The following is an 18,598-nucleotide window of genomic DNA, read 5'->3' as shown; positions in this document are numbered from 1 at the left end:
ATTTTGAGTATTTGATAAAAGAAAAGGACTGTCCAGAATAATGCTGTGCAGTCCTTTCCCATGAAAACTTGCTATAACAACGTTTTTTTAGAAGACGAAATGTTCAGCATCAAGTGCCATGAGTGAATCAAGGCCGCTTGCGATTACGTCAACATGTGAGCGTACACGTGGTAGGATTTTCTTGAAGTAGAATCGTGCAGTGGTAATTTTGGCATTGTAGAAATCAACTTCTGTACTGCCAGCTGCCAGCTGCTGCTGAGCCAGAAGCGCCATACGTGCCCACAGGTAAGCCAGTGTTACATAGCCCGAGAAGTACATGTAGTCAACTGCTGCTGCACCTACTTCATCCGGATTTTGCATTGCTTTCATACCAATTTGCATAGTCAGCTCACCCCACTCTTTATTGAGTTTGGCAAGTGGCTCGATGAACTCGGCAAGTTCTGCATTGTCTTTGTTGGCTTCGGCAAATTTATGAATGATCTTGGTAAAATCTTTCAGCATGGCGCCTTGAGTGCCCAGCACTTTACGGCCTAGCAGGTCAAGAGCCTGAATTTCAGTAGTTCCTTCGTACAGGCAGGCAATACGGGTATCACGTACAATCTGTTCCATACCATGTTCAGAAATGAAACCATGACCGCCATACACCTGAATACCTTTATTCGCAGCTTCCAGACCGGTTTCAGTCAGGAATGCCTTGGCGATTGGGGTAAGAAGTGACAGGATATTGTCAGAGAATTTACGCTCTTCTTCAGTTGCGCCTTTTTCAACAACATCAGCATGCTGGGCCAGCAGATAAACCAGTGCACGGCCACCTTCAGCAAATGCTTTCTGAGTCATCAGCATGTTACGTACTGCCGGGTGAACAATAATTGGATCAGCTTCTTTTTCTGGGGCTTTAGGGCCAGAAAGCGAACGCATCGCCAGACGGTCTTTTGCATATACAATAGACCCTTGGAACGCTGACTCAGATGCAGCCAGACCTTGTACTGCTGTGCCAATACGTGCCGTGTTCATGAATGTGAACATACAATTCAGGCCGCGGTTTTCAGGACCGATCAGGTAACCGGTTGCGCGATCAAAATTGATAACGCAGGTGGCATTACCATGAATTCCCATTTTATGTTCAATTGAACCACAACGCACGGCATTACGCTCGCCAACTGAACCATCAGCATTTACGTTGAATTTTGGCACAATAAACAGGGAAATACCTTTGGTACCTTTAGGCGCGCCAGGCAAGCGGGCAAGAACAATATGAATAATATTTTCTGCCATGTCGTGTTCGCCGGCAGAAATAAAGATTTTTTCGCCAGAGATTGCATAGCTGCCATCAGCATTTGGTTCAGCTTTGGTACGAATAATACCCAGATCAGAACCTGCATGTGACTCGGTCAGGCACATGGTGCCCGTCCATTCACCTGATACCAGTTTCGGCAGATAGGTCTCTTTTTGTTCATCAGAACCATGATGCTCAAGAGTACGCACTGCACCATGAGACAGACCCGGGTACATGCCCCAAGCCCAGTTAGAACTACCTACCATCTCAGAAATAGCAATGCCCAGCGAGTTTGGCAGGCCCTGACCGCCGTACTGCTCTTCAGCAGAAAGAGATGGGAAGCCGAGTTCGATATATTTTTGATAAGCTTCTTTAAAGCCGGTTGGTGTAGTCACTACACCATCATTCCAGCTACAGCCTTCACGATCACCAATCTGGTTTAACGGAGAGAGTTCGTTTTCACAAAAGTCTGCAGCCGCTTCAAGATACTGATCTACTAAATCACGGCTTACATTTTCCTGAAAAGCCGGTAATTTTGCATAATGTTCTTCAGCATTTAACAGTTCATGCAGAACAAATTGCATATCACGTAAGGGCGCTTTGTATTGTGGCATATCGGGTTCCTCAATACTGGTTAAACCAGATTTATAATCCTAATAAACGATTTACGTGCCAGCAGCGACACATATATTTGTATGCTTACATCGTGCAATAAGTTGCACCACCACACAAGCGTCGAAGGGGTATTGTTGGTGACTGTAAAGTCAAAGAAAAGGCTCTTGAAAAATCTAACCTGTTTGAGTGTAAACAGTTTTTATTATTTTAAGCTGACACAAATAGTCAAAATCGTAAGGGAATATGTATGGTATGAGCAAGAAATTAAATAAAAAAGACACCCAAAGGTGTCTTTAATAGTTTTACTTTCATGCTACCGGTTTAGCAGCAGGCTGCGGTGTTAATGGCTGAGCAGTTGAAGGCTGGGGCGCCACTGTTGCTGTCCGTTTAGGCTTAAAGCGCATTTCACAGGTGCCTTCAATGGTTTTGTCGGCCATCTTGAGCTGAACGGTTTGTCCGGCAGGCTTACCTGCGCAGGCCTGCTGGAGCTGCTGATAATGCATCTGCCGTTCAGTACGGCGCTTATCCCACTCTGCACGCTGTTCCGGTGTCATATTCCGATGATGACGTTTCATATGATGACCTCTATCACCATCTTTGTGCATCATTGGGTGATGTGGTTTATCTTGTGGAGCTGTAGAGGATTGACAGGCAGTCAGGCCCATAACAGCAGTCAACGCTGTACCCAATAATCCGGCCTTGATTAAAGATTTCATTATTATTACTCCTGAGCCAACTATATTTACCAATAGCTTAAGATTAAATAATAAAGATGTAGAAACAATGAAGAGTATTTTTGCCAGAGCTTAGTTACAATGATGAATCAGAAGAATAAATTGAGAAATTGTTTTGAAGATCCGCCGAGTTCCTATTGCCTTACGCCTGTTTCTGACCGTACTGTTTACGACGTTATTCATTACGACGCTCAGCTTGGGGGTATTGCACTGGACCATGCAGAAAAACTTTGCCAAGTATGTGGCAGATGTAGAAATGCAGAAGCTGGATCTTCTGATCAGTAATCTGGCTGGTGTATACGGTTTATATCAGGACTGGGGTAATGCTATTCAGGCGCAGATTTTACAGATTGAAGGTGAGGCTGCACCAGACGACTATGACCGTCTTTCGCGGTGGTGGCTGCGCCGTCAATACGATATTGCCTTGCAGCAGCGTTATTTTCAAGAACATTCCATGATGAATGTCTCTCCCCAGTTTCCGGCCAATGAACAGTTACGGCAAAAAATGGTGGATACTGAAGAACTGCGGTTTATTGAAGAAAATTTACCTTCCGAATATCAGCCTTTTGAAGGACTGCGTTTTCCGTTAAGTGCTAACCAGAGCATGACCCATAATCCGGAAAAGAAAACCAATCCCTCTACGCTTCAAAGCGTAGAAGCTCAAGCTGGTAAAAAACGGTTCATTTTTATGCCAGACCGTCTGGGGCTGAGTTCGCGGTTATCACTGTATGATGCCCAGCGACAGTTTGTAGTCGGTGAGCCCTCTGATCAGGAAGTATCTTATCGTCCTATAGTGGTAGGTAATCAGGTAGTCGGCTATCTGGGCTTAAAACCTGTACTGGATCAGGATGATGCTTTAAGTATTAATTTCTTCAGTAACCAGAAGCGTTACCTGCTTTTAGTATATGCATTAACCATTTTGGCCAGTTTGATTGCCGCTATATTAATGGCAACCTATTTTAAAAAGCCGATTCAACGCCTGCTGCGTGCCACACAGGAATTAACTCGAGGTAATTATCTGCATCAGGTCAAAATTCGCCGTAATGATGAGTTGGGTGATTTGGCCAATGAGATTAACCAGTTAGCAATTATTCTTGACCAGCATGAGCAGTCACGCCGGCAATGGGTTGCAGATACTTCACATGAGTTGAAAACACCGTTAGCGGTACTACAGGCCCAGATTGAGGCCATGCAGGACGGTATCCGAAAAGCTACCCCTGAGCATCTTGCTGCCATGATGCGTCAGGTCAGCAGTCTGAAAAAACTTACTAAAGATCTGGCGGATCTGGCCCAGGCCGAGGCCCAGCAGCTCAAGTGCTATTTCTCTAATGTTGATCCGTGGTCTGTGGTACAGCAGGAAATTGAAAACTTCCGGCCGAACTTTGAACAGGCAGGACTCTCAGTACACTCAGAGGGAACAGGAGCTGAATTACAATTGGATGTAGACCGATTCAAACAAATTGTGGTCAACTTGCTTGGAAACAGTATTCGCTATACAGAAAGTGGTGGAGAAATCCGTATTCATACTGAACAGTCTGATACGCATTGGAGTCTGTATGTGGATGACAGTCCGTTTGGGCTCAGCGATGAGCAGCTGTCACGTCTGGGTGAGCGCTTTTACCGAGTAGATGATTCGCGTACGCGCAGTACCGGCGGAACCGGATTAGGTCTGGCCCTGTCCTGTAAAATTGCCCAAACCATGGGCGGAGAATTAACATTCCATCATTCACCACTCGGCGGTTTGCGTTGCAAGCTGACTTTTTCCAAATTAACCACTATATAAGGAAGCACACTCATGAAGCATGTCATGCTGGTAGAAGATGAAGTTGAACTTGCTGGACTGGTACGCGATTATCTTGAGGCTGGCGGTTTTGAAGTGAGCGTCTTTCATGATGGGCAAGAAGCCTATGACCATTTCCTTCAGCGCAAACCAAGTCTCATGATTCTGGATCTAATGGTACCGCGCATGGACGGGTTGACTATTTGCCGTAAAGTACGTGAACAGTCAGATATTCCTATTATTATGGTCACTGCCCGGACTGAAGAAATTGATCGTGTGCTTGGCTTAAATATGGGGGCTGATGATTACATTTGTAAACCGTTTAGTCCTAAAGAGCTGGTAGCACGTGTACAGGCGGTACTGCGCCGTCTGGACCGTAAGGCTGAACCTGAGCAAAATAGTCTTTTCAGAATCGATAAGGCGCAACAGCGTATCTGGTATCAGCAGAAATCCTTGAATCTGACACCCACAGAGTTCCGCCTGTTAGAGCTGTTTTTAGAACACGTGGGACAGGTATATTCACGTGCCCAGCTGTTAGATCATATTAACCCTGACAGTTTTGATGTAGCCGACCGTGTGATTGATAGCCACATTAAAAATCTGCGCCGTAAAATCACTGATGCAGCTAATACTGGCAACCGCCATGAGTGGATTCAGGCAGTTTACGGGGTAGGCTATCGTTTTGAATATCCAGATGAGTAAATAGCAAAGCTTTAACTTTCTCACTAAAAAGCGGACAGCACATGATCCGCTTTTTTATTGATTAGCTCTGGTTAGAGGCTATGGATGCTGAGGTCTGGAAGCTGTCTGATGATCAGTGCGGTGCAGAATATGATAAGTCTGCTAGCCATATATTATTCTCTTGTCTTTATACCACAAATACTCTATTTCTTATAAAACACATTAGATAAATTGTTTTTAGAGAAGTAGTTGCTGAAAAAATACTTATAATTTCCTGTATTTTTTCTAATTAGTTGGCTCTAACCGGATTAGATGTGTGGATAAAATGTATCTTATCCACACATTTACAGTTTCAGCTATGAAGAGCAGCTAACCATAATTTCGGGTATATCACTTGGTAGAGGCGCCAGGTCTTCCGGTTTCTCGGTCTCTGGCTGAAAAATAAACGGCTGACTGAGTAAGGTGAATAAACGGTCTACTTCAGAAAAGTCATCCTGTTCTGCCAGTTCAATCGCTTTTTGTGCCATATGATTACGCAGAATATAGCGAGGATTAACCTGTTGCATGGCCTGATCCAGCTTATCTGTATCCTGATGCTCACGGATTTGCTGATACAGGGTCAAGAAGGTATCAAACTGCCGGATATCGAGACAGTCATCACGAAGAGCCTTATATTCCTTTTGCTGTAAGCGGATAAAACTGTGAGTGTAGTCCAACTGTTCACTTTGCAGAATTCTTAAGAAGACCATACCACATTCCATACTGTCTTTATGGAATTCGGGTAAGCCCATTTTCTGACATAAACCAAATTGATACTGTTCCAAAAAGGTCGGTTCAAACTGTTCCAGACATTTGGCAAGTTCTTCCTTGAATTGTTCCTTGTCGGTTTCTTCAGCCAAAGGAATAAGGTTATTTAACCAGATCCATAAGTTCCAGTGAGCAATACTTGGCTGGTTCTGGTAACTATAGCGCCCCTGATAATCCGAGTGGTTATTGATCCAGCCCGGGCGGAAACGCTCCATAAAGCCATAAGGACCAAAATCAAGAGTTGAGCCAGTAATATTAAGATTATCGGTATTCATCACCCCATGGGCAAAACCAACCAATTGCCACTTGGCAATCATGCTGGCAGTTCTTTTAATCACTTCTTCAGCAAACGCCAGTACAGGTAATTGTGTTTTCAGACAATCCGGATAATGCCATTCGATACATTTATATGTGAAATCTCTAAGTAACTCTGGAGCATACTGGTTAATCCACTCAAAATGTCCGAAGCGGATATGGCTATCAGCAGTTCGCAATAGCATGGCACCTGGTTCCAATGTCTCACGCTGTATATTCTGGGTGGAACTGGTGAAACCTAGGGCATTGCTAGATGGCACACCTAAGGCATTAAGTGCATGACCAGCCAGGTATTCACGGATTACCGAACGCAATACCGCCCGGCCGTCACCCATGCGTGAATAGGGGGTAGGTCCTGCACCCTTAAGGTGAAGGTCAATCGTCTGGCCTTGTCGGTCAAGTACCTGTGCAATCAGCAGGCCGCGGCCATCTCCAAGTTGTCCGGCCCACTGCCCAAACTGATGGCCTGCATAAACCATGGCTAAGGGCGCACATTCCTGAAACGTTCTTTGTCCGCTGCAAATTTCAACCCAGTTTTGTTTTTCTTCTTCAGTCCATTGCAACTCTTCCGCCAGATGCAAGTTAAAGTGACCCGGCTTGGCACCTCGTAATGGTACAGGCTGTTGCTGATGATAAAGTCGGGAGTCGAGGGAAGAATATCTTGGATTAAACTGCATAAGGTACCAGACAAATAAAAATATAGATTTACTATAACAAATTTACTGTTCCTGCCTAGCACTAGTTAAGGCGTGATAAGAATTGGATACAAATACCTTAAAAACATAACTGCTTTAAAAGAAAAAAGGCTAAAACCCATTTCCGGTTTTAGCCTTTTTTAAAGTTTTAAAAATCAGGTGGTCTGTTTTTTCAGGCCACGCATAACTTCTTCTAACGATTTACGGTGATGAGCCAGACGCTCCTCTACCTGCTGGAATTCACCTTTTAGGCGGTTATCCATCTGGTGGATTTTTTCTGCTACAGCAGCTTTCTTGGCATGAAGCTCCTGTTCCTTGAGTTTAGCCCAGTCATTTAAGGTATGAGTAAAAGCTTCGTATTCCTGAGCAAGCCGCTGTTTAACAGTACTGATATCTGTATTCACATCATGACCGTAGATAGCAAGATCTTGTTCAGCATATTTAAACTTCATTGCCAGTTCAGCTTTCTTGATATTAAAGCTTGGTATACGGCGCAGATTTTTAGCAAGTCCCAGTTTTGAACAGCTCCAGATGAGCCACTTGGTAGGGTCGTATTGCCACCACTTTACACCATTACGATAGTCGTACTGGAAAATGTGGTGATAGTTATGATAACCCTCACCCCAGGTAGCAATTGCCAGCCAGAAGTTATCACGTGCTGTATTTTCATCTGTATAGGGACGTTTGCCCCACATATGACAGAGAGAGTTAATAAAGAAAGTCACATGATGACTTAGAACCAGACGTAATAACCCACCCAGTAGAACTACTCCCCAGATATCACCTACTGCCCAGCCAATCCCGCCCAGAATTGCAACATGTACAGCAATTACCAGCGGTACATAGTACTTGTGCTGAAACATAACCAGTTTGTCATTTAAGAGGTCTGGTGCATTTTTATAGTTAGGTGCTGCAGCCGGATAGTCACGAATCATCCAGCCCAAGTGGGCATACCAGAAACCATTATTGATGGAATATGGATCTTCTTCTACATCATCAACATGACGATGATGGGTACGGTGGCCAGAAGCCCAGTATAAAATACTATTTTGTACTGCAAACGTTCCACCAATCATCAGGAGGATTTTTAAAGGCAGGGAGGCTTCATAGGCACGGTGCGCCCATAACCGATGGTAACCTGCAGTAATACTTAAGCTACTAAATGCTAACAAGAAAAATAAGCTGAGCCATGCACTTAAGCTAAAATCATGATGATACGCATAAAGCGGAATCAGAACAGCGGCAGCAATGGGAGTCCCAAGTAGAGTAATACTGGCGGTCCAGTTAATTGGGGCTTTGGTTAGGGGAGGATTATTCATCTCCAGTAACGCTCCTACAAGCCTTTGCAACAAAGGCAAAAACGAAACAGCGCAGCTATTTTTTGTCAAAAATAGCCATAAGACCCGCATCTTAACATGTGAGTACAGCTGTTCACTAGTATTATTGTACGCTTGTACACCTTAAACCGTAACAGAATGAATGTTTGTTTTTCACGCGTAAGCAGGAGAGTACAATATGAAGAAATATACTGATAAAGCGTTTAAAAAATATAACTTTTTGAATCTAAGGCTTAGCGTTCTTACAGGCAGTTTAATATTCTTGATTGGGCTTGCAGGCTGCCAGTCATCACAACCTTCCACTTCTCTAGAAACCCGCCCAGTCTCAAAACAAAAAGTAGTGACTCAAGCGTCATCTAAGCAGCTCAGCCGTGACGGTGTTCAGGATGTAAATTGGCGTATTGTCAGAATTAAAAGCCAGCCAGCTAAATTTTTCAATCAAATACCTTTTATCCGTTTAAACTCTGTATCAAGAACCGTGACCGGACATACAGGGTGTAATACTGTCTTTGGGCATTATGACATTAATACAACCCAGAAAACCCTGAACTTGACTGCTAAGGTAGGACATCAGAGTTGTGATCAGGCACTGGCACAGGAAGCTGATCTGGCTGATGCTTTAGAGCGGATCAGCCGTTTCCAGCTGAATAATAAGCAGCTGTATTTGCAGGACCGGGCTGGCCAGATTCTGATTCAGGCCGAGAAAAACTAGTCGACTGGTTTAAAGCTGGCTCTGCATGGTTTTGGGAATGTCGGTAATAAGACCTTGTACACCTGCATCACGCAGGGCTTTTGCCCGCTCAATACTGTTGACTGTCCAAACACTAATATTCAGTTGAGCTAAATGAGACAGTTGAATCATTTCAGGAGTAGCCAACTGGTCCATCCAGCCAATATGCGAGCAGCCTAAATGATGGGCTTTTTCGATTGCCTTGCTTTTAATATCATCTTCTACCAGAAGGCCGCGTTTAAATCTGCTGCGTTGCTGCTGCAAGCTACTTAAGACTTTTTCATCAAAGCTGGTGATAGTAACCTGTTGCTCCAGACCCTGTAGCTGTTGTTCTAGGCTCAGTGTCAGTTTTTCTGCTTCTGGAAGTGTAGTAACCGGTTTAATCTCAACTTCAATATGCTCAAAGTCATTTACCAGACTAAGCACCTGCTGTAATTTTGGCGTGTTTTCCGTTTTAGGCCAGTTGGCCCACTGATGCCGGTGGTCATAACGTACCAGATCACTTTCAACACATTCATACAGGGGGTGAGGTAAGCCTGCGGTTCTCAGAAAGTTATCATCATGAATAACAGTAAGACAGTTATCCTTGAGCTGCCGTACATCAAACTCGACAGCACGGACTCCCAAATCACGTAAATACTGGAAGCCCCCTAGTGTATTTTCAGGAGCTTCACCACGGGCACCACGATGGCCAATAATTTTCATGAAACAACTCGAACGAGTTTTGAACTTAACTGAATATTATAAACCTAAATTGTGTCATTTATATTTTTTTGCCACAGAACCTCATTGCCACCCTCAGCCCGTTGCAAGGCACGTGAAGCCACGAACAACCAGTCCGATAAACGGTTCAGAAGTTGTAAGGACGTTGGTTGGATATTCTGGTCACGGCTATGTACAGACATCAGGCTGCGCTCGGCACGACGGCAAACAGCACGTGCCTGATGGGCATAACTACAGGCTAAAGTGCCTGCCGGTAAGATAAAGTCCTTTAACATCGGTAGATCTTCATTCATCCGGTCAATTTCCTTTTCAAGAAATTCGACTGAAACTGGTTGTAGCAGGTTGAAATTTGGAATACAGACTTCACCCCCTAAGTCGAACAGCCAGTGTTGAATTAAACTCAGAGATTTATCCCAGCAGCTTTTGTCTTTGATTGTACTCACTGCAATTTGTGCACGTAAGACGCCTATACATGCATTCAATTCATCCACATCCCCTAAAGCGTCTATACGCAGATCATCCTTGGCGACGCGTGAGCCATCTCCAAGGCCGGTAGTACCTGAGTCGCCTGTACGGGTATAAATTTTACTTAAACGGTGGCCCATAAGTTTTCCTTAAACTGTAAGCAATAAAAAAGGATAATGCCGGTCAGAACATTATCCATAAAGTGCGCTGTTTTAAATATATTTTTTAGAGTTCAAATATTAATAACGGAATGTAACACCAGCTGATGCTAGGCGGCCGCCATTAATATAATAACTCCCACTGCCATATGCTGTACGATATTTTGAATCACTAACGTTTTGAATGTTAGTAAAAATATTTATATGGTTATTGATTTGATATTGTCCATGAATATCTACACGGAAATGGCCCGGGATTTGGACATCGTCAAAGGCACTATTATCATAATGTCCATTTGCAAGCATCGTAGTTGAGAAGATGTAATGTTCATCCCTCCAGCCTGCTGTTAAAGCAATATTTTGACGCGGACGACGGCTTAAATCTTCATCATTGTTCTTATTCTTGGCACGGACATAATTGTAGCTTAAATTTGTAAATAAGTTTTTACCTTGCCATTTCACATAAAGCTCACTACCTTCCATTTTCGCTTTATCAAGGTTTCTCATCTGATTGAGAATACCATCAAAGTCAATAAGATTATCAACCTGGGTGATATAGAGAGATAAACCAGTTGAAATATTATAAGCTAGTTTCTGATCTAGACCGATTTCATATGAAAGGCTTTCTTCTGGTTTTAAGTCAGGATTTCCACCATAAGCATACATGTCATTAAGTGTAGGCGCTTTAAAGGCTGAACCAATATTTCCATAAACACTGGTTAATGGTAGAACTTGGTAACGAACAGAACCTTGAGCAACAGTGTGTGTGCCGAATTTCTCATTGTCTTCAACACGAAGGCCAACCTGTGTATTTAATCCTGCCTGATCATATTTATGTTGAATATAATAGCCTGTCGAATTAACATCTTCCTGATATGGCGTGCCATATGAAATGACATCCCCATCAATGTTTCGATGTGTTACACCCAGCAATAATTTTTGATTTGGTGTGAAGCCCCATTGGCTATAAATTTCAGCTTCTTGGGTTTTGCTATGTACATAATCTGAAGAACTATTTTGATCAATATCATCTTTAAATTGAGAGATACGTGCGTTTAACGCTAGATTCTCAAGAATATTTATACGACCTTTAACATTAATAATTTCATTTTTAAAATCTTGAGAAATTAGGTTCCCATAATTGTCATAATCGCTATAGCCTTCATTTTCGCTATAATCAACAGAAGCAGCATAATTTTCTTTATCAACCCCTATCTTTGCACTATAACCTTTTTGATCAAATGAGGCATTAGGAGCATTTTTTATATCTTTTATAGGTGTCCCATCAGTTTCTAGACGTTGGCCACGAATTTGTGCATAAAAATCATTCTCTACTAGATCAGCACCAATAACAGACTTATATGTTTTATCTTCACCAATTTCACCCGTAATAAAAGCTGAGGTTTTTTCAGGTGTTTTTGAAATTAGTTGTACAACACCAGAAATTGCATCAGTACCGTATAAAACAGAGGCTGGTCCTTTTAGTACTTCAATCTGCTGAATATCTGTTGTGTCAATAAATGCGAGTGATGCCGTGCCAGAAGTTGCTGAATTTAGACGAACTCCGTCTCTTAATATAAGAGCTTGATCTGATTTGCCGCCACGTAAGAAAATTGAAGCTATTTGTCCATAACCTCCGCTTTGTACCATATTGATAGCAGCATCTGTCTGTAATAATTGTGGTAGAGATGCAATGGGTGACTGTTCAAGAACCTCAGGTTCAATAATCGTAATTCGAGCAGGTACTTCACTTGCTTTTTCAGCACTTTTTGACGCAGTTACTACAATTGGGTCAAGTTGAGCCGATATCGTTGTATCTTCAGCAAAAATGGCAGGAGAACACCCCATCGCAATAGCGATAGCCCCTACCAGACGGGTAGGTTGAAATAAAATAGACATGACTTTATGCTCCATACATTCACCCCCCGTGAATGATTGAGTTGACAGGCGCAACAAGCAGGTCTCCGGACTCAAATATAAATATTGCTTTGCAATATTGGCATATTCGCCTTCCCACACTTTATGCAGTGGCGTAAGTTAAAACTTAAATAATATGCGGTTCATTTTACCGTTGCGGGGGCAGTGTTGGATTTGCACCAACTTCCCTAAAGCTCTAAGCTAGACTTGTTGCAATCGCGCGCAGTATAAAGTTTGCCTGTCAATTAAACAATCCATATCAAGAATATTCAGGATGAACTTTACGCAAGCCAAAAAAATTGCATTACAATGAACGGCCCGTCATATTTATAGATGAACTATAAACCAGGCAGTCTAAGAGCCAGAATTGTATGCGTACCCGTGCTAAAATTTGTGGAATTACCCGAACTTCTGATATTCAGGCCGCTGTAGATGCGGGTGCAGATGCTATCGGGCTGGTGTTTTATGCACCAAGCCCCCGATATGTCAATATCGTACAGGCTAAAAATCTGATAAAACATATACCTGCTTATGTCCAGATTGTTGGATTATTTGTTAATGCTACTGCAAGTGAAGTCTGTCAGGTACTGTATGACATTCCATTAGATGTGCTTCAGTTTCATGGTGATGAAACGCCTGAACAGTGTCAGAATATTGCAGAGCAGGCTAAACGGCGCTGGTATAAAGCAATTCAGGTCAAACCTGATCTGGATATATTGGCCCAGATCAGTCATTATCAGCAGGCAGGTGCAAGTGCTGTATTACTGGATGCCTGGCATCCTGTACTTAAAGGTGGTACAGGACACCAGTTTGACTGGTCAAAATTTCCTAAAATCGATGTACCTTTAATCTTGGCAGGCGGTTTAACGCCTGAAAATATTGAAGAAGCTATTCAGACTACTGGAGCATTTGCGGTAGATGTCAGCGGAGGCGTAGAGTCCGCAAAAGGTATTAAAGACCAGCAACTCATTGAACGATTTATGCAAGGAGTCCAACGTGGATCAGCAAAATAATGTGATTGACTACACCCGGTACCCAGATGCCCGTGGGCATTTTGGTATCCATGGCGGACGTTTTGTGTCAGAAACGCTGATGGCGGCTTTAGAAGATTTAGAAAATCTATATAACCGCATGAAAAATGATGAGCAGTTTCTGGCAGAATTCGACCGTGATCTTGCCTACTATGTAGGTCGTCCTAGTCCTTTATATTATGCTGAGCGATGGTCAAAAGAATTAGGCGGTGCACAGATTTATCTGAAACGTGAAGACTTGAATCATACCGGCTCTCATAAGGTGAATAACACGATCGGACAGGCTCTGCTTGCTAAGCTTTCTGGTAAAAGACGGATTATTGCAGAAACTGGCGCCGGTCAGCATGGAGTAGCTACCGCTACAATTGCAGCACGTCTGGGAATGGAATGTATCGTTTATATGGGCGCAGAAGACGTTAAACGACAGGCCATGAACGTGTACCGTATGCGTTTGCTGGGCGCGACTGTAGTACCGGTAGAAAGTGGCTCTAAGACACTCAAAGATGCCATGAATGAAGCCATGCGTGACTGGGTTACCAATGTCGATTCTACTTATTATGTAATTGGTACAGTAGCGGGTCCGCATCCATATCCACAACTGGTTCGTGACTTTCAGTCGATTATTGGCCGTGAAGCCCGTCGTCAAATTCAGGAGCAGGCCGGACGTTTACCCGATGCACTGGTTGCCTGTGTAGGAGGCGGCTCTAATGCTATGGGACTATTTTATCCGTTTTTAAATGATGAAAATGTCCAGATGTATGGTGTAGAGGCCGCAGGACACGGTATCGAGACAGGCAAACATTCAGCGCCATTGAATGCTGGTCATGTTGGTGTATTGCATGGTAACCGTACTTATTTGATGTCAGATGCACAGGGCCAGATTATTGAAACCCATTCTATTTCGGCAGGTCTGGATTATCCGGGAGTAGGGCCGGAACACAGTTTTCTAAAAGACATGAAACGTGTGAATTATGTGCCCATCAATGATACAGAAGCCTTGCAAGGTTTTCGTGATCTGACCCAGATTGAAGGAATCATTCCTGCACTGGAAAGCTCACATGCCATGGCTTACGTTTCCAAGCTGGCACCGACCATGTCAAAAGACCAGATTATCATTGCAACCGTATCAGGACGTGGTGACAAAGACCTGATGACTGTTGCCCGTATTGACGGTGTAGAAATGGTTGAGATGTAATTCTCTTTTTTTTCTTACACCTAAAATAGCTCGTGCTGGATTAAACTCCAGCACGATTTTTTTTATTTATCAGATCAATTAATGCTTTTATCAATTTTAGAATATTAAAAATATTTATAAGTAGAATGGCTATTAATATAACTTGGTATTTCAATGATTGATTGCTAAAAATATAAGATCTTTTTCTGGTTGGTCCGATTTTATCAAGACAGGATAAAATTATGGCCAATACAGCTCATCTATAGATATTTTGACAGGAGTATCAATGCCTAGTCTATTTATTGTTATGCTTGGCGGACGACATGCACGTGCCAATACTGAAGTACATGATGTGGTGCTGGCAGTCGGGGATACACTTGAAGAAGTTTACCCCCAACTTAAGCAGTCGTGGTTTGGAGAACAGAAAGGCCTGCACATAGATGCATGGGCTAAAATCAATGGTATAACGTTTGAAGAAAAGAATTATCAGATCCATTTTACCCAAGCTCAGCCTCAGGCTTCTGAACAGAAACTCTATTTAATTAACCTTGGCGGTTACGATGCGCAGGAATTTGGGGAACTTCATCGTTATGTACTGGTCGTAGCACAGAACCATATGATAGCCAAACAGCGGGGGAAGCAGTATTTTGCCAGCCATTGGAAAAAACAGCATACAGACCGCGTATTAGATATTGATGACTGTATTGCCATTGATCAGGTTTATGGCCGTTACATACAATTGATAGAAGGTAATTTTTTTGGTAATTGTTGGGAAAATACCTATCTAACCATTTAATCAAAAAATTGGTAAAAGAAGTTCTGGATATTTTCTGGAAAAGCATAATTGACTGTTAAACCCAACTGTTTAATACTTGAACAGTGTTTTTTCTATATTGTTTTGAAATTTATGGAAGAGCCTCCTTAAGCTGTTTAAATGAGCAAAAAAAATAAAGGGAAATATAGAGAGTAAAATGATCTTGGTAGGCAGATTATAATTTTTAAAAGCTTGAATAAGCTGATATAGCTTAGGTTTGGGAGCAGGGGAAATAAAATGGATTTGATTCAGGCAAATGGACAGCCGCGTTATGGGCGATTTTCTCAATTGCCGAGTAGTATCAGCCTTGACCAGTACGAGTATAAAACACCCTATGGGGAGGTCCTTCAAGGCTGGCGTAAAAAGCTAAAATATAAAAAGTTTAAATTCTGTAGTATTCAGCATGAACATTATTCAATTGGTCTGGCAATTGTTGATATTGGCTGGGCCGGCCATGCTTTTTTCTATATTTATGATCATGCAAATGAGCAGGTGCAGCAGTGGAATGCAATCCAGCCTTTTGGCTATAGAACCCATCTGGACGAGCAACCACTTTATAATCAGAGTCATTTCTACAAATCACCCTTCGCAATTGAAATCCAGCATGCCAATGGGGTGCGTTATATCCGTATAACCAGACATGGCGAAGTTAAATTAAGTGCACGAATGTTTTGTGCCGGTACCCAGCCCTTGAGTTTGTGTAGTCCAAATGGAATCAATGGGTGGACTTATACCCAGAAACTGACCACCTTGGCCGTAGAAGGTTATTTTGTTAATAAACAGAAACAGACCATTCAGTTTAATGAAACCAGTTTTGCTTCCCTGGATGACACCTGTGGTTTTCTAAGGCCGGAAACTGCCTGGTACTGGCTGTCATGCAATTTCTGGGATGCTAAAAAACGGCGAATTGGATTGAATCTAGCCTCTGGGGTGAATGAAAGCTTTGGTAATGAAAACTCGCTCTGGATTAATGGTGAGCTTTTTGCTTTAAGTGATGTATTATTTGAACCGATTGATGACAAAAGCTGGAGTATCCGCGCATTAGATCAGCGTTTAAATCTGGTGGTCCAGACCAGCTGGCGTCGCTATGAAAGTATTAATTTACGAATGGTAGGAAGCCAGTTTAGCCAATGGCAGGCAAAAATAAGTGGAACAATTCGGACTGAAGAGAATGAAACTATAGAACTTCTATTTGAACATGGCTTATTAGAACAGCACTATGCAAAATGGTAATGTTCGCTTATTTATAGTGACTCAAAAATGAAAAGGCCAAGATGACTCAGCCTTTCCATTTTTTATATATAGCTTCAGTCTTGCGCTGCCTGCCAGAAAGCCTCTCCTGCCAGAACCGGATCACCCGTTTCTTCTAGTGTTTTTATCCATACATCATATTGCGCAATAATAGGATGCTGACTGGGATGAAAGTCTTTTTTAAACCAGTCCCGGTACTGTTTGCCCATACGTGTTAATGTACCGTGACGGCCAAAAAACCAGGGTAAACCCCGAACATTCATCTGCAAGCGTTGCCAGGCAGAAAAGCCGTCATGCCTTAACATGACGTTGGCACGATAAAGAGTAAAACCAAACATCAGGCCAGTAGTCCACGCTAAAGTAAATTTACGGGTCATTTCTGGCACATTGGCGATGTCATGCATGACATCAAATGCAACATCACGATGTTCCATTTCTTCAATAGCATGCCAGGCAAACAGAGCACGGACATAGGGATGCGCATCTTTTAAAGTTGATTTGTATGCAAAAAAAGTCTCGGCCATTAACGCGGTGAGATGCTCGGCAGCAGCAGTCATGGCAATATTATATTCAGGAGAACGCTGCTCGAGTTCAAATTTGAAAATTCTGGTTAAACGCTGAATAAACTGATCTACGGGCATACCCTGTGCTTTCATGAGCTGGTTCATCTGATCATGGGCAATTCCATGCTGTGCTTCCTGACGGATAAAATCAGCCACCCGGTTCTTCAGCTCAGGGTCAGTAATCTGATCACGGAACAGGCGTACACTCTGAATAAAATAACGCTCACCATCAGGGAAGGTCAGACTTAATGCATCAAACATACGGGTAATAAACGGATCACCGCCAAACCAGAAACGTGGTATTTCATTCAGTTTGAAATTCAGGTGAGAGCGCACCACCGGACGGGCTTGATACTGGACTACTGCATTCATATTATTTTACTTCATATAGCCATTTATACTGTTCAGTATGTCGGGCTTTATCGCTTTTGTTTTGACAGTTCTTGCCAATTTTTATACTTTTTACGACAGCAGGACAGTTAATGGATTAAGCTGCACATGTCAGTATTCAAAATATCAAATGGTTATTTCCATTTATGGAAAACCTGCTTGCAGAGCAAAAGCCTGAACTGGCGCCAGCTGGACTTATCTGCTGAACAGCAGCAACAGCTTGAGCATATTTTAAGTCTGCCGATTGATACCCAGTCAGACATGCAGTTTTTTCTTGATTTGATTGAGGTAAGCCGGCAACAGTGGTCGCTTCCGAATCTGGTACTCGATATGGCTTACTGTATTAGCCCGGCAAATTTCGGTGTACTAGGCTATATGGCTTCCAACAGCGCTACCTTGGCACAGGCAATTCAATACGTGATGCGGTTTCATCGTTTAGTGATTGACAGTGAGCAGGCATTACCTCTGCATATTACCGAATATAAAAACAAAATCCGCCTCTATTGGCCTTTGGTTGATGAGCAGATGACGGTATTATGCGAACTGACTCTGGCTGCAATGGTACATTTGGCCCGTCAGATCATCCCTGAACAGCAGCTTTTTTTACAGGCTGTGGAGTTTGTCCATTTTCCAAAAGTTTCCTTACTGAATTACCAGAAGTTTTTTCAGTGTACGCTAAAGTTTCAGCAGCCTTATTATGCTATTACCTTTGCACGGGAAAGTTTAAACAGCCGGCCATATCAGGCAGATTCTACCCTTATACAGTTGCTGGTCAGGCAGGCAGAAGAAGCGCTGGCCTCTAAAGCGACAGCGCAGGATCTTACCCAGCAAATTCACTGGATTGTAGGTGAATATCTGAAACAGCAGCAACGGGCACCTTTACTGGAATGGATTGCAGACGAGTTGCATCTGTCTGTGCGAAGTCTGCAGCGTGCCTTAAAAAAGCAGAATACTTCCTTTAAGGAAATTGTAGATCTACAGACGATGAAGCGCTGTGAGCTATTACTGGTACAAAATGAAAGTCTAAACCGGATTGCTGAGCAACTGGGCTATTCAGACCAGTCAGCATTAGTACGTGCCTATAAACGGGTGAGAGGCTCTACACTGCTGGCATTTCGTAGAGCACAGCAATGAGGCCATCT

The 18,598-nt window shown here is 42.9% G+C and carries 16 protein-coding genes and 1 riboswitch; of the genes, 8 read left to right on the top strand and 8 right to left on the bottom strand.

The window, feature by feature from the left end; genetic code table 11:
- Positions 1-87: 87 nt before the first annotated feature.
- Positions 88-1,890 (bottom strand): acyl-CoA dehydrogenase C-terminal domain-containing protein, encoded by a 1,803-nt coding sequence (locus AC0VYT_RS12240; protein ID WP_005018480.1) that lies wholly within the window; start codon positions 1,888-1,890, stop codon positions 88-90.
- Positions 1,891-2,199: 309 nt separating this feature from the next.
- Positions 2,200-2,607 (bottom strand): hypothetical protein, encoded by a 408-nt coding sequence (locus AC0VYT_RS12235; protein WP_005018481.1) that lies wholly within the window; start codon positions 2,605-2,607, stop codon positions 2,200-2,202.
- 133 nt (positions 2,608-2,740) lie between these two features.
- Here AC0VYT_RS12235 and baeS point away from each other — a divergent pair, with 133 nt between their 5' ends.
- Positions 2,741-4,408, top strand: coding sequence for a sensor histidine kinase efflux regulator BaeS (baeS, locus tag AC0VYT_RS12230; protein ID WP_005018482.1), 1,668 nt, complete (start codon positions 2,741-2,743; stop codon positions 4,406-4,408).
- A 12-nt stretch (positions 4,409-4,420) separates the two neighbouring features.
- Positions 4,421-5,107 (top strand): response regulator, encoded by a 687-nt coding sequence (locus AC0VYT_RS12225; protein ID WP_005018483.1) that lies wholly within the window; start codon positions 4,421-4,423, stop codon positions 5,105-5,107.
- A gap of 335 nt (positions 5,108-5,442) precedes the next feature.
- Here AC0VYT_RS12225 and AC0VYT_RS12220 read toward each other — a convergent pair whose 3' ends face one another.
- Together AC0VYT_RS12220 and AC0VYT_RS12215 are read right to left on the bottom strand one after the other, a co-directional pair.
- A complete protein-coding gene (locus AC0VYT_RS12220; protein ID WP_005018484.1) occupies positions 5,443-6,885 on the bottom strand; it encodes a protein adenylyltransferase SelO in 1,443 nt (480 codons plus the stop codon).
- 173 nt (positions 6,886-7,058) lie between these two features.
- A complete protein-coding gene (locus tag AC0VYT_RS12215; protein WP_005018486.1) occupies positions 7,059-8,222 on the bottom strand; it encodes an acyl-CoA desaturase in 1,164 nt (387 codons plus the stop codon).
- Between the two features lie 196 nt (positions 8,223-8,418).
- Between AC0VYT_RS12215 and AC0VYT_RS12210 the strand changes: the two genes are divergently transcribed.
- The gene (locus AC0VYT_RS12210; RefSeq protein ID WP_005018488.1) at positions 8,419-8,952 is read left to right on the top strand and encodes an META domain-containing protein; all 534 of its coding nucleotides are present in this window, start codon (positions 8,419-8,421) and stop codon (positions 8,950-8,952) included.
- Between the two features lie 9 nt (positions 8,953-8,961).
- Here AC0VYT_RS12210 and AC0VYT_RS12205 read toward each other — a convergent pair whose 3' ends face one another.
- The 3 genes from AC0VYT_RS12205 to AC0VYT_RS12195 all read right to left on the bottom strand — a co-directional run bounded on the left by AC0VYT_RS12205 (position 8,962) and on the right by AC0VYT_RS12195 (position 12,215).
- On the bottom strand, positions 8,962-9,675 hold the full coding sequence (locus tag AC0VYT_RS12205) for a glycerophosphodiester phosphodiesterase (RefSeq protein ID WP_005018491.1): 714 nt from the start codon (positions 9,673-9,675) through the stop codon (positions 8,962-8,964).
- A gap of 44 nt (positions 9,676-9,719) precedes the next feature.
- A complete protein-coding gene (locus AC0VYT_RS12200) occupies positions 9,720-10,298 on the bottom strand; it encodes a cob(I)yrinic acid a,c-diamide adenosyltransferase (RefSeq protein ID WP_005018493.1) in 579 nt (192 codons plus the stop codon).
- A gap of 99 nt (positions 10,299-10,397) precedes the next feature.
- The gene (locus tag AC0VYT_RS12195; protein ID WP_005018496.1) at positions 10,398-12,215 is read right to left on the bottom strand and encodes a TonB-dependent receptor plug domain-containing protein; all 1,818 of its coding nucleotides are present in this window, start codon (positions 12,213-12,215) and stop codon (positions 10,398-10,400) included.
- Between the two features lie 39 nt (positions 12,216-12,254).
- Positions 12,255-12,459, bottom strand: a riboswitch (cobalamin riboswitch).
- A 145-nt stretch (positions 12,460-12,604) separates the two neighbouring features.
- Between AC0VYT_RS12195 and AC0VYT_RS12190 the strand changes: the two genes are divergently transcribed.
- The 4 genes from AC0VYT_RS12190 (at position 12,605) to AC0VYT_RS12175 (ending at position 16,485) form a co-directional block, all read left to right on the top strand.
- Positions 12,605-13,246: a phosphoribosylanthranilate isomerase gene (locus AC0VYT_RS12190; RefSeq protein WP_005018498.1), complete on the top strand. Its 642-nt coding sequence runs from the start codon at positions 12,605-12,607 to the stop codon at positions 13,244-13,246.
- Complete coding sequence (gene trpB / locus AC0VYT_RS12185; RefSeq protein WP_005018505.1) at positions 13,230-14,459, top strand: tryptophan synthase subunit beta; 1,230 nt, start codon at positions 13,230-13,232, stop codon at positions 14,457-14,459. Before AC0VYT_RS12190 ends, trpB begins: the two co-directional genes overlap by 17 nt.
- Before the next feature lie 265 nt (positions 14,460-14,724).
- Positions 14,725-15,234: a DUF1543 domain-containing protein gene (locus AC0VYT_RS12180; protein WP_005018507.1), complete on the top strand. Its 510-nt coding sequence runs from the start codon at positions 14,725-14,727 to the stop codon at positions 15,232-15,234.
- A gap of 255 nt (positions 15,235-15,489) precedes the next feature.
- Positions 15,490-16,485: a DUF2804 domain-containing protein gene (locus tag AC0VYT_RS12175; protein ID WP_005018509.1), complete on the top strand. Its 996-nt coding sequence runs from the start codon at positions 15,490-15,492 to the stop codon at positions 16,483-16,485.
- A gap of 74 nt (positions 16,486-16,559) precedes the next feature.
- Here the strand turns inward: AC0VYT_RS12175 and AC0VYT_RS12170 are convergent, their stop codons facing one another.
- On the bottom strand, positions 16,560-17,438 hold the full coding sequence (locus AC0VYT_RS12170) for a metal-dependent hydrolase (protein ID WP_005018518.1): 879 nt from the start codon (positions 17,436-17,438) through the stop codon (positions 16,560-16,562).
- A 126-nt stretch (positions 17,439-17,564) separates the two neighbouring features.
- Between AC0VYT_RS12170 and AC0VYT_RS12165 the strand changes: the two genes are divergently transcribed.
- The gene (locus AC0VYT_RS12165; protein ID WP_005404782.1) at positions 17,565-18,590 is read left to right on the top strand and encodes an AraC family transcriptional regulator; all 1,026 of its coding nucleotides are present in this window, start codon (positions 17,565-17,567) and stop codon (positions 18,588-18,590) included.
- Positions 18,591-18,598 lie beyond the last annotated feature (8 nt).

The organism is Acinetobacter sp. QJM3NY_42 (genome assembly GCF_056173745.1).
This window is presented reverse-complemented; position numbering and strand designations above follow the sequence as displayed.

Coding starts and splice junctions, on each gene's coding strand:
- AC0VYT_RS12170 (WP_005018518.1), bottom strand. CDS start 17,438: ATGAATGCAGTAGTCCAGTATCAAGCCCGTCCGGTGGTGCGCTCTCAC.
- AC0VYT_RS12215 (WP_005018486.1), bottom strand. CDS start 8,222: ATGAATAATCCTCCCCTAACCAAAGCCCCAATTAACTGGACCGCCAGT.
- AC0VYT_RS12205 (WP_005018491.1), bottom strand. CDS start 9,675: ATGAAAATTATTGGCCATCGTGGTGCCCGTGGTGAAGCTCCTGAAAAT.
- AC0VYT_RS12175 (WP_005018509.1), top strand. CDS start 15,490: ATGGATTTGATTCAGGCAAATGGACAGCCGCGTTATGGGCGATTTTCT.
- AC0VYT_RS12225 (WP_005018483.1), top strand. CDS start 4,421: ATGAAGCATGTCATGCTGGTAGAAGATGAAGTTGAACTTGCTGGACTG.
- AC0VYT_RS12180 (WP_005018507.1), top strand. CDS start 14,725: ATGCCTAGTCTATTTATTGTTATGCTTGGCGGACGACATGCACGTGCC.
- AC0VYT_RS12210 (WP_005018488.1), top strand. CDS start 8,419: ATGAAGAAATATACTGATAAAGCGTTTAAAAAATATAACTTTTTGAAT.
- AC0VYT_RS12165 (WP_005404782.1), top strand. CDS start 17,565: ATGTCAGTATTCAAAATATCAAATGGTTATTTCCATTTATGGAAAACC.
- AC0VYT_RS12240 (WP_005018480.1), bottom strand. CDS start 1,890: ATGCCACAATACAAAGCGCCCTTACGTGATATGCAATTTGTTCTGCAT.
- AC0VYT_RS12200 (WP_005018493.1), bottom strand. CDS start 10,298: ATGGGCCACCGTTTAAGTAAAATTTATACCCGTACAGGCGACTCAGGT.
- AC0VYT_RS12195 (WP_005018496.1), bottom strand. CDS start 12,215: ATGTCTATTTTATTTCAACCTACCCGTCTGGTAGGGGCTATCGCTATT.
- AC0VYT_RS12190 (WP_005018498.1), top strand. CDS start 12,605: ATGCGTACCCGTGCTAAAATTTGTGGAATTACCCGAACTTCTGATATT.
- AC0VYT_RS12235 (WP_005018481.1), bottom strand. CDS start 2,607: ATGAAATCTTTAATCAAGGCCGGATTATTGGGTACAGCGTTGACTGCT.
- AC0VYT_RS12220 (WP_005018484.1), bottom strand. CDS start 6,885: ATGCAGTTTAATCCAAGATATTCTTCCCTCGACTCCCGACTTTATCAT.